This window comes from Litorivivens sp. (assembly GCF_041624475.1).
Classification (GTDB): domain Bacteria; phylum Pseudomonadota; class Gammaproteobacteria; order Pseudomonadales; family Spongiibacteraceae; genus Litorivivens.
Genome location: NZ_JBFJUX010000011.1, coordinates 49,088 through 62,478, shown reverse-complemented (window position 1 = coordinate 62,478; position 13,391 = coordinate 49,088). Strand labels below are relative to the sequence as shown.

The 13,391-nt window shown below is 58.2% G+C and carries 11 protein-coding genes; 4 read left to right on the top strand and 7 right to left on the bottom strand.

Features of this window, described 5'->3' with window-relative positions; translation table 11 throughout:
* Positions 1–33: 33 nt before the first annotated feature.
* Positions 34–1,731, bottom strand: coding sequence for an AMP-binding protein (locus tag ABY734_RS12165; protein WP_372779465.1), 1,698 nt, complete (start codon positions 1,729–1,731; stop codon positions 34–36).
* Positions 1,732–1,933: 202 nt separating this feature from the next.
* A complete protein-coding gene (locus ABY734_RS12160; RefSeq protein ID WP_372779463.1) occupies positions 1,934–2,095 on the bottom strand; it encodes a hypothetical protein in 162 nt (53 codons plus the stop codon).
* A gap of 268 nt (positions 2,096–2,363) precedes the next feature.
* On the opposite strand from ABY734_RS12160, the gene ABY734_RS12155 reads away from it, so the two are divergent.
* Positions 2,364–3,377 carry a hypothetical protein gene (locus tag ABY734_RS12155; RefSeq protein ID WP_372779462.1) on the top strand — a complete coding sequence of 338 codons (1,014 nt, stop codon included), beginning with the start codon at positions 2,364–2,366 and terminating at the stop codon, positions 3,375–3,377.
* A 19-nt stretch (positions 3,378–3,396) separates the two neighbouring features.
* Here ABY734_RS12155 and ABY734_RS12150 read toward each other — a convergent pair whose 3' ends face one another.
* From ABY734_RS12150 to ABY734_RS12130, 5 genes are read right to left on the bottom strand one after another with little or no spacing between them, the layout of a single operon-like run.
* Positions 3,397–4,320 (bottom strand): oligopeptide/dipeptide ABC transporter ATP-binding protein, encoded by a 924-nt coding sequence (locus ABY734_RS12150; RefSeq protein ID WP_372779460.1) that lies wholly within the window; start codon positions 4,318–4,320, stop codon positions 3,397–3,399.
* Positions 4,317–5,273, bottom strand: coding sequence for an ABC transporter ATP-binding protein (locus tag ABY734_RS12145; protein WP_372779458.1), 957 nt, complete (start codon positions 5,271–5,273; stop codon positions 4,317–4,319). Before ABY734_RS12145 ends, ABY734_RS12150 begins: the two co-directional genes overlap by 4 nt.
* Positions 5,270–6,574 (bottom strand): ABC transporter permease subunit, encoded by a 1,305-nt coding sequence (locus ABY734_RS12140; RefSeq protein ID WP_372779456.1) that lies wholly within the window; start codon positions 6,572–6,574, stop codon positions 5,270–5,272. Before ABY734_RS12140 ends, ABY734_RS12145 begins: the two co-directional genes overlap by 4 nt.
* Positions 6,574–7,518: an ABC transporter permease gene (locus ABY734_RS12135; protein ID WP_372779454.1), complete on the bottom strand. Its 945-nt coding sequence runs from the start codon at positions 7,516–7,518 to the stop codon at positions 6,574–6,576. The genes ABY734_RS12140 and ABY734_RS12135 overlap by 1 nt, the downstream gene beginning before the upstream one ends.
* The gene (locus ABY734_RS12130) at positions 7,518–9,116 is read right to left on the bottom strand and encodes a peptide ABC transporter substrate-binding protein (RefSeq protein ID WP_372779452.1); all 1,599 of its coding nucleotides are present in this window, start codon (positions 9,114–9,116) and stop codon (positions 7,518–7,520) included. Before ABY734_RS12130 ends, ABY734_RS12135 begins: the two co-directional genes overlap by 1 nt.
* 120 nt (positions 9,117–9,236) lie before the next feature.
* Here ABY734_RS12130 and mnmC point away from each other — a divergent pair, with 120 nt between their 5' ends.
* The 3 genes from mnmC to ABY734_RS12115 all read left to right on the top strand — a co-directional run bounded on the left by mnmC (position 9,237) and on the right by ABY734_RS12115 (position 13,389).
* On the top strand, positions 9,237–11,264 hold the full coding sequence (gene mnmC / locus ABY734_RS12125; protein ID WP_372779451.1) for a bifunctional tRNA (5-methylaminomethyl-2-thiouridine)(34)-methyltransferase MnmD/FAD-dependent 5-carboxymethylaminomethyl-2-thiouridine(34) oxidoreductase MnmC: 2,028 nt from the start codon (positions 9,237–9,239) through the stop codon (positions 11,262–11,264).
* Between the two features lie 76 nt (positions 11,265–11,340).
* Positions 11,341–12,096 (top strand): SDR family oxidoreductase, encoded by a 756-nt coding sequence (locus ABY734_RS12120; protein WP_372779450.1) that lies wholly within the window; start codon positions 11,341–11,343, stop codon positions 12,094–12,096.
* A 114-nt stretch (positions 12,097–12,210) separates the two neighbouring features.
* Entirely contained in the window at positions 12,211–13,389 is a 1,179-nt protein-coding gene (locus ABY734_RS12115) for an efflux RND transporter periplasmic adaptor subunit (protein ID WP_372779448.1), read from the top strand.
* The last annotated feature ends 2 nt before the right edge of the window (positions 13,390–13,391 follow it).

Sequence of the window (13,391 nt, the reverse complement as noted above, 5' to 3'; positions counted from 1 at the left end):
CTGAGAATTCAGCGGCAATTATAAAGCAAGTGCTCAGGCCTTACTCATTTCCTCGTCACGCAGCTCCCTGCGCAGGATCTTGCCGACATTGGATTTGGGCAGCTCGTCGCGCTGCTCAATATGCTTGGGCATTTTATAACCCGTCAGCTGTTCGCGCAGGTGGGCGCGCAGGGAATCTTCGTTGACCGCTCCATTCTTGCCGACCACGAAGATCTTGACCACTTCACCGGATTTGTCGTCCGGCACCCCAATTGCCGCACACTCGGCTACTTCCGGGTGGGCGCAGACCACATCTTCAATTTCGTTGGGGTAGACGTTGAAGCCTGATACCAGAATCATGTCTTTCATCCGGTCGACGATTTTCAGGTAACCGTCCTCACGCACAACCGCAACATCGCCAGTGTGCAGCCAGCCATCTTCGTCGATCATCTTGGCGGTTTCGTCATCGCGCTGCCAGTAGCCCAGCATCACCTGAGGGCCGCGCACGCAGAGCTCACCGCGCTCTCCGATGGGCTGCTCGGAGCCATCCTCGGCGGCGATTTTGATCTCGGTATTCGACACCGGCACGCCGATCGTACCCAGCTCATTCGCACCACCGGGATTGGTAGATACAATCGGCGAGGTCTCGGTCAGGCCGTAACCTTCATAAACCTCGCACCCGGTAATTTCCTTCCAGGTATTCGCTGCCGCCGTGGTCAGTGCCATACCACCTGACAGAGTCATTTTCAGGTGAGAAAAATCAACGTTCTTGAATTCAGGATGCTTGCAAAGCCCCACAAACAGGGTGTTCAGGCCGCTCATGCCGCTGAACTTCCACTTTTTCATCTCCTTGACAAAGGCATCCATATCCCGCGGGTTGGGGATCAGAACCGTGTGGTTACCCTGCATCATCACGATAAAGCCCAGGGTAAAGGAGTAGATGTGATACAGCGGCAGCGGCCCGATAAAGGTTTGAGGGCCTTCCTCAAAGCCGTAGGTATCGAAAATACTCGCCGCCTGCAGGATGTTGGCGACCAGATTGCGGTGGCTTATCATCGCCCCTTTCGACACACCGGTGGTCCCCCCGGTGTACTGCAGCAGTGCTACCTCGTTGGAGTCAGGCGACGCTTCTTTCAGGGTGAGCTTGCGCCCCTGGGCAATCGCCTTGCGGAAGGAAATAGCACCCGGCATATCGTAGTCGGGAATCATCTTCTTGACGTGGCGGGCGGCAAAGTTGATCAGACGCCCCTTGAAACCGGGGTGCAGGTCGGCCAGCTCAGTCATGATGACAGTTTCGACCGGCGTTTCCGCCAGCACTTCCGCCGCTGCTTCCCCAACATTCGCCAACAGAATCAGCGCTTTGGCACCAGAATCGTTCAGCTGGTGCTTAATCTCACGCGGGCTGTACAGCGGGTTGGTGTTAACCACTACAAATCCAGCGCGAAGCACCGCAAACAAAGTAACCGGATACTGGATAATGTTGGGCATCTGGATCGCAACGCGATCACCGGGCTTGAGATTTGTTTTATGTTGCAGATAAGCACCGAGCGCAGCCGATTGGCGCTCCAGATCGTCATAGGTCAGGGTGTGACCGATGCTGCTGACCGCATCGCGTGAGCGGTAGCTTTCTACGCAAAAGTGAAACAGCTCGACGAGATTCTTGAATTTGTCTGGATCAATGGTTTCGGGCACTCGCGCCCGGGCACGCGCGGCGGAAATGGCTTCGTTCACGGTCTTGTTTTGTTCGGACACGGTCCTTCCTCGATCGGTATTATTTATCGCGGTCAGCCTTGGCGCAGGCTTATCCGTCTTGTTTGAATTTGGGCTAGGTGAAGCTAACGGTCTTTGATAACCCTGTCAACGCACTCTGCCGGGGTTACAGCGGCAATAGCGGGCATTCATGCAATCTATGGACCCGCCAGCTAAACCCATTGAAAACAAGCGCTTGATGAACTCAGTTCAACTCCTCTCCACAAACGATCGAGCGAGCAAGGGCATCGGTCGCTGTCCACTCCTTCACACGCTCCAGCCGAATGCTGCCGATATAGACGACCGCTTTCAGGCTCAAAGCACTGATCTGACGCAAACCGCCTGCCAACTCGGGTTTCGACGTCACAAGCCCACCCGAAACCTGCCGCGCCAGAATTCACAAGTTATTGCCATGATTGAAAAAATCTGCTCCGCTGTCGACCAGACCGGAAAGATTACCATCGGATGAACGGAACTGAGGATTTTTGACCCGACGACCATTTTCTGTAATAGTTGGCGCTGTTTTGTAGGGGCGGGGATATTGCCGTCCTCACTGTACAATAGACAAGCAAAACAATAATGACTGTATACCAGTGACACCTTTGTAGAAATCGCTTAGAGCCTCCACTTCAGCCATGAAACCCTCAGATATTATTCGCTTGGGCAAAGTTTGCCTGTTGGCAGCCAGCATCGTGAGCCAGAGTGCGTTGGCGCAACCCTCAAGCCAGGATTTATCCCGCCTGCAGGCACGTCAGGCAGAGCTGCAGGAAGAAATTCAGTCCCTGCGCGAGCAATCGGTTTCGCTGAGCCAGCAGATGGCCAATACGGAGCCGTCGGACGGGCCCGAAAAAGCCGCCTACGACGAAGCTGTCGCCGGTTTTGAAGAGGCCAGCGAGCAGTACGAAACCGACCCCACACCAACCAACAAAAGCCGGCTGCGCAACGCCGAATTCAAGATGCATCTGGCAGAGCGCAAATTTCGTTCAGCCAATAGTCAGTTGCGTCAGCTGGAGGCCAAACAGGACGGCGTGGAAAGCGAGCTGATCCGCGTTCGCCGTGAACTTGAGCGGGTCGAAAAACGCATCCCTGAAATGAAGCGGGAAATTGCAGCCTATCGCGAGCGCCAGCAAGCAGAGGCGGCTCGGCGCGCTGAGGCCGAAGCCCGCAATCGCGCTCAGGCAAACAACAACCAGCCCTCCGCCGCCGAAAAACCGGTCGCCAAAGCCGAGACCAAAGCAAAGTCAGAGCCCGACAATAAAGTGGCAAGCAGCAATGAACCGCTGGAGCTGGACCGCGACTTCACCCTGCTGACCAGCCGCGCACAGGTGCTGACGGAACTTGCCAACCTGCAGCTGCGCATCGGTGGCGACGGTCTGAAGATTCGCAGTAACAAGATTCTGAATGTTCGCCACTTTGTGAATGGACAGGAAGTGGAGAAGAACAGCGACCGTTTCAAAGGTCTGGGAAACTATCAGTACCGAGCGAACACGGTTATTCAGCCTGGTGAAAACCGCATCCGCGTGTCATTTTTTCGCTGGAATATAGAGATGCCCGAAGAATTCGGCGGTCAAGAGATGGTGATTCTGATGGATGCGAGCGACCGCGACGCGCCGCGTATCATTGCTTACCCGGAGTCGCTGGATAGTTAGTCCTCCGTATTTCTCTCCACTACCGCAGCTTGTCAATGTCCTCCAGCCGGTGACAGGCCACCTGCCGGTCAGCTTCGTCAGTTATCAGCTTCGGCACTGAAGCTTCGCAGACTGATGCCGCATAGGGACAGCGCTTTCGATAAGCGCAGCCCGTCGCTGCCGGCGGCAGCAGACTCCTCGATTCCATAAGCTCACCGCCCGCTCCGGGGTTTGCAGCTACCAGAGCCCGGGTGTAGGGGTGGCGCGGCCTGGCGAACAAATCCCGCCCCCCGAGCTCAACCACCCGCCCGTGATACATCACCGCTGTACGCTCAGCCAGATGGCGCACAACGGCCAGATCGTGCGCAATAAACAGCATGGCGACGCCGGTATCGCGCTGCAGATTCTGCAGGAGATTGATGATCTGGGCCTGTACAGACACATCCAGCGCAGAAACCGGCTCATCGCAGATCACCAGCTTGGGCTCGGTGATAAAGGCGCGGGCAATACCCAGACGCTGGCGCTGGCCACCGGATAATTCATGGGGGTAGCGCATGGCAAAGCGCCGGGGAAGCCCGATCCGATCAAGCCAGTCCAGCGCCAGCCGAGATTCCTTGCCGCACTGTTTGCCTTGCAGCAGCAGAGGTTCGCGCAGGCTGTCGAGCAGGGTCATGCGCGGGTTCATAGCACTGTAAGCATCCTGAAAAACCATCTGCACCAGCGCGGCCTGACGCCGGAAGGTACTGGCGGTAAACCGTTCAGGCAAAGGGCGACCGGCAAAGCGAATTCGGCCCTGCGACGGGGGCACCAGCCCACAGATGGCGCGTCCCAGGGTGGACTTGCCAGAACCGCTCTCCCCCACCAGCCCCAGCAACTCTCCTTCATTAACGCTCAGGCTGACCTCATCCACCGCCGTGACCTCACCAAAACGGCAGGTCAGTCGATCAATCTCCAGCAGACTCATCGCGCCTGCTCCCAAAGCCAGCATTCCACCCGCTGCTCCGGTACCGGGCTGAATGCCGGCGGCAAACGTCGGGGACAGATATTCATGGCCTGTGGGCAGCGCGGCGCGAATGCGCAGCCGTCGATCTGCCGGGACAGATCCGGCGGCGTACCGGCAATACCTTGCAGTGATTGCGCCTCTCCGCCGAGGCTTGGCATCGCCGCCTGCAGCGCCCGCGTATACGGGTGGGCCGGATCACGCAGCACCTGCTCGCAGCTTCCAGACTCGACAATACGGCCCGCATACATGACAGCAAGTTGCCGAGCCATATCCTTGACTACACCCAGGTCGTGGGTAATCAACAGCAAGCCTAAACCTTCGTCACTGCACAACTCCCTCAGCAGCATCAGCACCTCGGCCTGCACCGTGACATCCAGCGCCGTGGTGGGCTCATCCGCGATCAGCAGAGAGGGCCCGCAGGCCACCGCCATCGCGATCACCGCCCGCTGCAGCATGCCGCCGGACAGCTCAAAGGGGTACTGTCTGGCCCGGCGGGGGGCATTGACGATACCCAGCCGGTCCAGCAACTCGACGGCGCGCGCCAAAGCGGAGCGGCGACTTTTACCGGTATGCAGATTGATCACTTCTGCAATCTGGCGCCCGATGGTCATGGTCGGGTTCAAAGCGGTCATTGGGTTCTGGAACACCATGGCAATGCGCCGGGCCCGCAGCTTGCGCCAACCCGCCTCATCAACAAATCGCATATCCTGCCCGGCAAACAGCCATTCTCTGTGCTCAAGCCGGGCATTGGAGGGTAATAACTGCATCAGCGACAGCGCGGTCAGACTTTTACCGGAACCGGACTCGCCAACCAGCGCCAGACACTCACCAGCATCGATTGAGAGATCGACGCCGCGCACCAGATGCTGGTCGCCAATATGAAGGTGAAGGTCGCGAACCTGCAACAGACTCATCTCACCCCCCTGCGCACTTTTACATCCATCGCATCGCGCAAGGCGTCACCCAGCACGTTAAAGGCCAGCACCGTGGCACTGATGGCCAGCGCCGGAATCACCAGCTCGTGAGGATGGGTCAGCATGCTGCGAATACCCTCATTGCACAGGGTGCCCCAGGACGGCGTGGGCGGCACCACACCCATGCCGATAAACGACAGCAGGGCCTCGGTGAAAATGGCCTGGGGAATGGCAAAACTGAGAGACACCAGCAGCAGGGGCAGTACATTGGGTAAAAGGTGGCGACGAATCAGATAGAAATTGCTCGCACCGGCCAATCGCGCCGACATGACAAACGCGCTTTCGCGCAACTGCAGCACCTGGCCCCGCACCAACCGCGCGGCCGAGGGCCAGCTTAACAGCACCATCGCCAGCACCATGGGAAACAGGCCGCTTTCACCCGATTCGATGCCCAGAGCCACCCGAAACAAAATCATGAATAACAGAAACGGCAGAGCAACCACGAAGTCCGCGAAGCGCATCAGCAGGTTGTCGACCCAGCCGCCCAACAAACCCGCCAGCGCACCGTAGAACGCGCCCAGAGTGATAAATAACAGAGGAGCGCTTAACCCGACCAGCATCGAAGTGCGGGCCCCGTGCAGAATGCGGCTGAGCATATCCCGGCCCAGGGCGTCGGTACCCAGCGGGTGGGCCGGCAGTGACACCTGCCCCTCATGAGGCACCAGCCCCAACAGCTTTGCCTCAAACGCTCCCAGCGTCAGGCGCGGATTGACCTCAATCCAGAGCGGCTCAGCGGTCGTGCCATCGACTTTTACCGGCACCACACTGTAGCGATAAGTCTGCTCCGACAGCTGCAAATGATCGGCGTAGTAGGTATTCACCGTTTCCGTCAATGGCATACCCAGTCCGACACCGCCGGTATTGCGATACACCCGGTAGCTTACCGCCGTGGGCAGGCTCGGCCAGGCGAGTTTTACTGCAGTGGTCGTAGCCTGCAGTGCCGTCAGTGAATCGACCGCCCGGTCAGGGCCCTGCCAGGGATCGTCCGGCACCACATCTACCGTCCGCGCCCCGCTCGGCCCTACGGATACCTGAGACAGCCACTGGGTCGCCGGGCTTTGCGGCCAGATCCAGGGGCCCACCGCCGCCAGCAACAGCATCGCGACGACAGTAAGGGCAGCAATACAGGCGCGAACATCACCGAGCAACAAGCGCCACAGCGGCGGACTCGGTATAAGAGTTTCGGCAGTTTCGGGAGCCTGCGGCGGCAGGGGCTCAAAATCGGTAGCCAGATAGCTCATCAACGCCGCCCCCCGTGCAGGCGAATGCGAGGATCGATAACGCCATAGAGCAAATCCACAATCACCACGATCAGCACCAGAAAGGCGCCGTAAAACACGGTCGTCCCCATAATGACGGTGTAATCGAGCTGCTGCACCGCCTGCACAAAATAGCGTCCGAGCCCAGGTATGGCGAAGATCAACTCCACCACAAAACCGCCGGTTGTGATTGCGGCGATCGTGGGCCCCAGTTCCGTCACCACCGGCAACAGGGCATTGCGCAACTGATGGCGCCAGAAAATCTGCCAATTGCCCAAACCTTTGGCTCGGGCGGTGAGAATATAATCGGTATTCATGACATCAAGCATCGACGAGCGCATCAGACGTGCCAGGTAAGCCATCGTGCCGAGCCCCAGCACCAGCGCCGGAATCCACAAATGTGACAGGGTGCCCCAGCCGGCCACCGGCAGCAGGCTGCGCCCGGTCAGATCATTGGCTTGCACAATGAGCAATTGAGCCAGCGCGGCGATCACAAAACTGGGTATCGAAATCGCCAGCACCACCGCCATCATCAACAGACGGTCAGGCAAGCGGTTATGCCAGTAAGCAGCCACCGCGCCGCCGGCAATACCGCCTGCGGTGGCTATCAGCAGGGCCACCACACCGAGAATGGCGGATACCGGAAAATGCTCGCGGATAATATCGTTTACCCGGCGATTTTCCTGGGTGAAGGAAATACCAAAATCACCGCGTAACATGTTTTTCAGATACAGCACGTACTGTTCGCCGACGGGCTTGTCCAGACCGTAGCGGGCGCGCAGGTTTTCCCGCAGCTGAGGCGTCGCCGCCTTGGCGCTGTTAAAGGGGTCACCCGGCACCGCATGCATGGCGAAAAAGGTCGCAGTGGCAATAAACCAGATCGTCAGCGCGCCGTAAGCAATCCGTTTGAGAACATAACGCAGCATCAGGGCTCTACCCAGGCATAGCGGAAATTGGGGTCACCACCGAAAATGGAACGCCGAACTCCGGCGAGCTGTGGATGCTGCACATAAAGCCCCACATTCTCGTAGGTTGGAATAATGACAACTTCCTCGCTGACAATGTGCTGCATGCGATCAAAGGCCTGTAGCCGCACTTCCGGGTCGAGGGATTGCTGAGCCTGTCTTACCGCCGCATCGTAGCCGGCGTGAATAAAGCGGCCGCGGTTGTTTTCATTCCAGGAGGCGAACAGATCGCCAAAGGTGATCGGGTCGTCGAAATCCGGCCCCCAGCCTGCCGCCGCAATATCAAATTCCCCGCGCCGCATTTTTGAAATGCGCTGTTTAAAGGTTTGCTGATCGAGCCGGGTTTCCAGCCCAAGGGATTGCTTGAGCACGTACTGATAAAACTCCGCCTCGTTAACCGCTCGGGGACTATCGCCCACCAGCAAAGTCAGCGGAGGAATCGTGCCCAGTTCCTGTTTTGCCTGCGCCAGATAGCGCTGGGCCTGTTCAATATCATAGTCAATGCGGGGAGGCGGATACTGCTGGGAAAACACCCCTCCTCCCGCGCGCATGCTCGACGGGAAAAGACTGTACGCGGGTTTGATGCCTGGCAGGCCCAGCACCTTGTAGACCAGTAATGAGGGATTCAGCACTGATTGAATGGCGCGGCGCAAAGCCAGATTGCGGGTCGCCCGGTCTTCCCGGAAATTGAACTCCAGAAAGAACAGGGTACCAAAATCAAACAAATGGGTTTCATAGCCCCTAGCCAGCGCATCACTGAGCGTACTGGAATCGAGTGGCGACAGAGCAATGCGGTTGTCTTTATACAGGTTGTAGTGGGTGCTCGGGTCGGACGTGATATAGGGCAGGTCAATTTCCTGCAGCTTGATGGCTGCCTGATTCCAGTAGCGCGGGTTTTTCTTCAGGGTCAAACGCGCACCGTGTACCCAGCGCTCGAGCACAAAGGGACCATTGAAAATCATCTTATCGGCGTCTGCAGCATAGGCCCGTCCCCAGCGCTCAACCACATCCTGCCGCGCCGGAAAAAAGGTCATAAACGCGGTGAGCTTGGCAAAATAGGGGCACGGTTTATCAAAACTGACTTCCAGCTTATGAGAGCCCGAAGCCCGAACGCCCAGCCTTTCAGGCGCCATATCACCGCGATTGACTGCTTCAGCGTTTTTGATGGGAAACAGAATAAAAGCGTATTGGGAGGCCGTAGCCGGATCCACCGCCCGACGCCAGGCATAGACAAACTGTTCGGCGGTCACCGGCTTGCCATCGCTCCAGGTGGCATCCTCTCTCAGCCAGAAAGTAGCGCCATCTTCCCTGGCCTCCCAACGCCGGGCAATTCCAGGTACCAGAGAGCCGTCCGGGCCGTATTGCACCAACCCGTCCATCAAATGCGCCAGCAGGAAACTGCTAATCTGGTCAGTTGCCAGGGCACTGTCGAGGCTAGGCGGTTCGGTGGCCAGGCTCAGGGTAATACGCTGCCGCTCGGCATCGACGGCACGGGCCAGCAGTGGCATAGAATGAAACAGGAGAGCAAAAAGACTGGCAGCGACAACTAGTTTTCGCATGAGGTTAACAGTCACTTCCTTCGATTATCGTCTCAGCGTTGCTACAATGCGCCCATTGGCAAGCCCACCCACCAAGCAACAGCCAGCGCCACCGTGTGTTATTAACCGAGCTCTGAAACCGTGCCCTATCAAGTAAGCGCAGCCCGCATCGAGTGGGGAGACGATAATGTACCAGTATCGTCCGACTACGGCGATGTCTACTATTCACGGGATCACGGCCTTGAAGAAACTCGTTACGTTTTTCTCGATAACAATCATTTATCCCATCGCTGGCAGAACCTGACAGGACCGCAGTTTCGCGTTGCAGAAACCGGTTTTGGCACCGGTCTGAATTTTCTGGCCTGCTGGCAGCAGTGGCAAGCCTGTGTGCAGGACCGAACCGAGGCCCACACGCTGCAATTTTTGAGTGTGGAAAAACACCCGCTGACCCGCGCCGATCTGCAACGTGCGCTGGGCAACTGGCCGCAGCTCAAATCACAAGCTGACGCGCTGATCGAACACTACCCGCCCCTGCTGCGCGGCCATCATCGCCTGCATTTCAAAGCCGGCATTCACACTATCATTCTCGACCTGGTATTCGACGAAGCGGAAGCCGGCTTGCGCGCTGCACTTAGCACCACCCACCCCGAGTTATACCGTTATGGCCCCTGTGTCGACGCCTGGTTTCTCGACGGTTTTGCGCCTGGCACCAACCCCGGCATGTGGAATGAACCACTGTTTGACCTTATCGCAGCGCACAGCCGACCCGGCACCAGCTTCGCCACGTTTACCGCCGCAGGCTTCGTCAAGCGCGCGCTCAAGGAGCGTGGCTTTGTTGTAGAAAAGGTGCGCGGTTATGGGCGCAAGCGTGAGATGCTGCGCGGCAAAATGCAGCATCCGCCTGCATCAATGGCGCTGGATGCAAAAGCCGATACTGCCGCCTGGCATATTGCCACTGCACTGCCTGAGCGCCCGAAAGAGGTCGCGGTAATAGGCGCCGGTTTAGCCGGCAGCCACACCGCGCGCGCGCTGGCCGAGCGCGGTGTGAGGGTGCAGGTTTTCGAGCGCGGCAGCAGCATCGCGCCCGATGCTTCGGGCAACCCTCAGGGCATACTCTTTACCAAACTCTCCCATCGCGACGGCCAGCTTAATCGTTTTGCCCTGAGCAGCTTTCTGCACGCCCTGCGCAGTTATCGCTCCCTGTCACCCCTGCCAGGCGATATGTGCGGCGTCTTTCAATTGTTGCCCCCTGAGCAATGGCAGCAACTGCGCAGCACCTTTGCCGATCAGGGTGACTGGTGTCAGTTTCTGTCGCGCGAACAAGCCAGTGAGGCAAGCGGAGCGAAGGTAGCCTCACAGGGGGTGCTCTATCCCACAGCGGGCTGGCTAGAACCGGCCAAGGTCTGCCAGCAGCTGCTGGACCACCCGCTGATCAGCCTACACCTGAACCAGCCAATTACGGCGCTTGAGCGCGAACAAAACCAGTGGCTGCTTTCAGGCGAACGGCAAAGCTATCGGGCAGATGCAGTTGTCATTGCCAGCGGGCAGTCCGCCAGCAACTTTGACTGTGCGAACTATTTGCCGCTGCGCAGTATTCGAGGTCAGCTGAGCTACCTGCCTGCGGACGCCATCGAACCGCCGCTGAAAACCGTCGTCTGCCATGAGGGCTATGTCGCGCCCGCGGTAAACGGCAACACCATACTCGGCGCCAGCTATGAAGTTGATTGCAGCGATACCACCCTTCGCGACAGTGAACATCAGGACAATCTCAGGCGCATACAGGCCGCACTGCCCGAAGCCTTTAGTGCCGTCGATGCGGTGCAGGTCACTGGCGGGAGAGCAGCACTGCGCTGCGCCAGCCCGGATTACCTGCCTCTGGTGGGCCCTCTGGCCCACCGAGCGGACACACTGGAGCGCTTTGCCGCGCTGGCGAAAAATGCCAAAACGCCGATTCACGCCACCCCCGCCAACTTCCCCGGCCTGTTTGTTAATCTGGCCCACGGTTCAAGGGGGCTCACCTCTACGCCGCTCTGCGCGGAACTGCTGGCCAGTCAGATCTGCGGCGAGCTTGCACCGCTGCCCGCCGATCTGGTAAAGGCTTTGTCACCCAGTCGATTTCTGATTCGCGACCTGATTCGCGGTCGAGTAGCCCCCTCGTCTAGCGAATAGATGCTCATGAAGAGAAATTAAGCGCGGCTACTGGCAGGCTCTGTTTCAATACAGTCAAACCATTGGGGGAATTCGCATGCAGTTGAGCGGCAACACCATACTGATAACCGGCGGCGGCAGCGGTATTGGCCAGGGCCTGGCGGTAGCGCTGGCCGAGCGTGACAACACGGTGATCATATGTGGACGACGACAGGCAGCGCTGGATGAAACCGTGGCGCTGAACAGCACCATCCACAGTTACCGCTGTGACCTCAGCAAATCCGATGAGATCGACCATCTGGTGCGACAGCTGAGTTATGACGGACATGCGGTCAATGTGCTGATCAACAATGCCGCTATTCTCAACCACTACCATTTGGGCAAACCGGAGCGCTTTGATCGGGCCGTGGCCGACACCGAAATACGCGCCAACCTGCAGGCGCCGGTGGAGCTCTCAATGGCCCTGCTGCCCCTCCTCCAGCAACAGCCGTCACCCTGCATCATCAATGTCGGCTCCCCCGGCGGCATTGTCGCGGTATCCACCTCGCCAATGTACAGCGCCAGCAAAGCCGGTTTGCACGCCTTTACTCAGGTGCTTCGCCTACATCTAAAAGGCAGCGTTCGAGTGGTCGAAGTCTTTCCGCCAACTGTTGAAACCGCTATGACAAGCGACATCCACCGCGCCAAAGTGGGCGTTCACAGCTGCGTAAAAGCCATTCTGAAAGGCCTTGAACAGAACCGGGATGAAATCTGGATAGGAGAAGGGCGAATTGTGCGCTGGTTGATGAACCTGCTGCCGCCGGGTTGGGTGTTCAAGCTGGTCAACAGCCAGCCCTCAATGCACCCGAAATAGACCGCATGAATACGAGCGATTAAAGCCGCGTAATGGCGTGGCGTGCCAGGCTTGCGTATAGTTGCAGCTGCCCGCCGTCAGGCTCGCCGCCCTTCCAGAAAAGAATTTTCGACAATGTCTGAACCCAGAAAGCACCGCTCGCTGTTTTTCAAGATCCTGCTGCCTCTTGTCGCCCTTAGCCTGGGGATTGCCGCCTACCAATATCAGGTTAATAACCCGCCGCAGATCCAGAAAAAAGCGCTTGAACCTCACTATCCGACGGTAGAAGTCGTTATCGCGCAACCTCAGGATACCGAGGTCGAAGTTTATTCTCAGGGAACCGTGCGGCCCCGCAGTGAAACGGTGCTTAAACCGGAAGTGTCGGGCAAGGTTGTCTGGATCTCGCCGCAGCTCGTCAATGGCGGGTTGTTTGCGGCGGGCGAAAAACTGCTGGAAATTGACGATACCGACTACCGCACGGCGCTGGCCTCGAGCAAAACCCGGCTGGTGCGCGCCGAGGTGGAATTTGACCACGCGCGACGCGAATTAAAACGCATCGAGTCGCTGATTCGCCGCAATCTCGCCAGTGAAACACAGGTCGATCAGGCCCGGCGCAGTTTCCGCCTTGCGGAAGCGTCTCTTAACGAAGCCCGGATTCAGCAGCAGCAGGCAAAAACCAATCTGGAGCGGACCATCATCAAGGCCCCCTTCGCCGGCCGGGTGCGCAAGGAATCGGTGGATTTTGGCCAGTATCTGACCCAGGGCGAAAATATAGCCACCCTCTATGCCACCGATTTTTACGAAGTGCACCTGCCCATCGGCATTGAGCAATTCGTTTATCTGGACATCCCGCCCGGCACCCAGGGCGTGCTGGCGCCGGATAACACTCTGCCGGTCACTATCGCCGGCAATATCGGCGAAAACGAATACTTCTGGAGCGGCGAACTGCAGCGCACCGAAGGCGAAATCGATGCGGCAACGCGACTGGTCTACGGCGTGGTCACCGTTGAGAATATTGTTGAGCCAGGTCACGCCCCACTGCTGGTGGGCATGTTTGTCAAAGCCGCCATTCAGGGCAAAGTCTACCCGGACGTAATTACCCTGCCCCGCAGTGCACTGCGCGACAACCAGCAGGTACTGGTGGTGGATGAAGACAACCGGCTGCACTTTCGTCATGTGAAAATACTGCGCGTGCAGGGCGAGGAAATACTGGTGCAGTCCGGTCTCAAAGCCGGCGAAGCAGTCTGCATCTCTCCGCTGACAGTTGCGGTTGAAGGCATGCGCGTAAACACCAGCCCCGCCAAGGGAGCGTAGCG

Bases quoted from the DNA above. Each gene is read 5' to 3' on its own strand.
- ABY734_RS12155 (WP_372779462.1), top strand. From the start codon at position 2,364: ATGAAACCCTCAGATATTATTCGCTTGGGCAAAGTTTGCCTGTTGGCA.
- ABY734_RS12150 (WP_372779460.1), bottom strand. From the start codon at position 4,320: ATGAGTCTGCTGGAGATTGATCGACTGACCTGCCGTTTTGGTGAGGTC.
- ABY734_RS12145 (WP_372779458.1), bottom strand. From the start codon at position 5,273: ATGAGTCTGTTGCAGGTTCGCGACCTTCACCTTCATATTGGCGACCAG.
- ABY734_RS12140 (WP_372779456.1), bottom strand. From the start codon at position 6,574: ATGAGCTATCTGGCTACCGATTTTGAGCCCCTGCCGCCGCAGGCTCCC.
- ABY734_RS12135 (WP_372779454.1), bottom strand. From the start codon at position 7,518: ATGCTGCGTTATGTTCTCAAACGGATTGCTTACGGCGCGCTGACGATC.
- ABY734_RS12130 (WP_372779452.1), bottom strand. From the start codon at position 9,116: ATGCGAAAACTAGTTGTCGCTGCCAGTCTTTTTGCTCTCCTGTTTCAT.
- ABY734_RS12120 (WP_372779450.1), top strand. From the start codon at position 11,341: ATGCAGTTGAGCGGCAACACCATACTGATAACCGGCGGCGGCAGCGGT.
- ABY734_RS12115 (WP_372779448.1), top strand. From the start codon at position 12,211: ATGTCTGAACCCAGAAAGCACCGCTCGCTGTTTTTCAAGATCCTGCTG.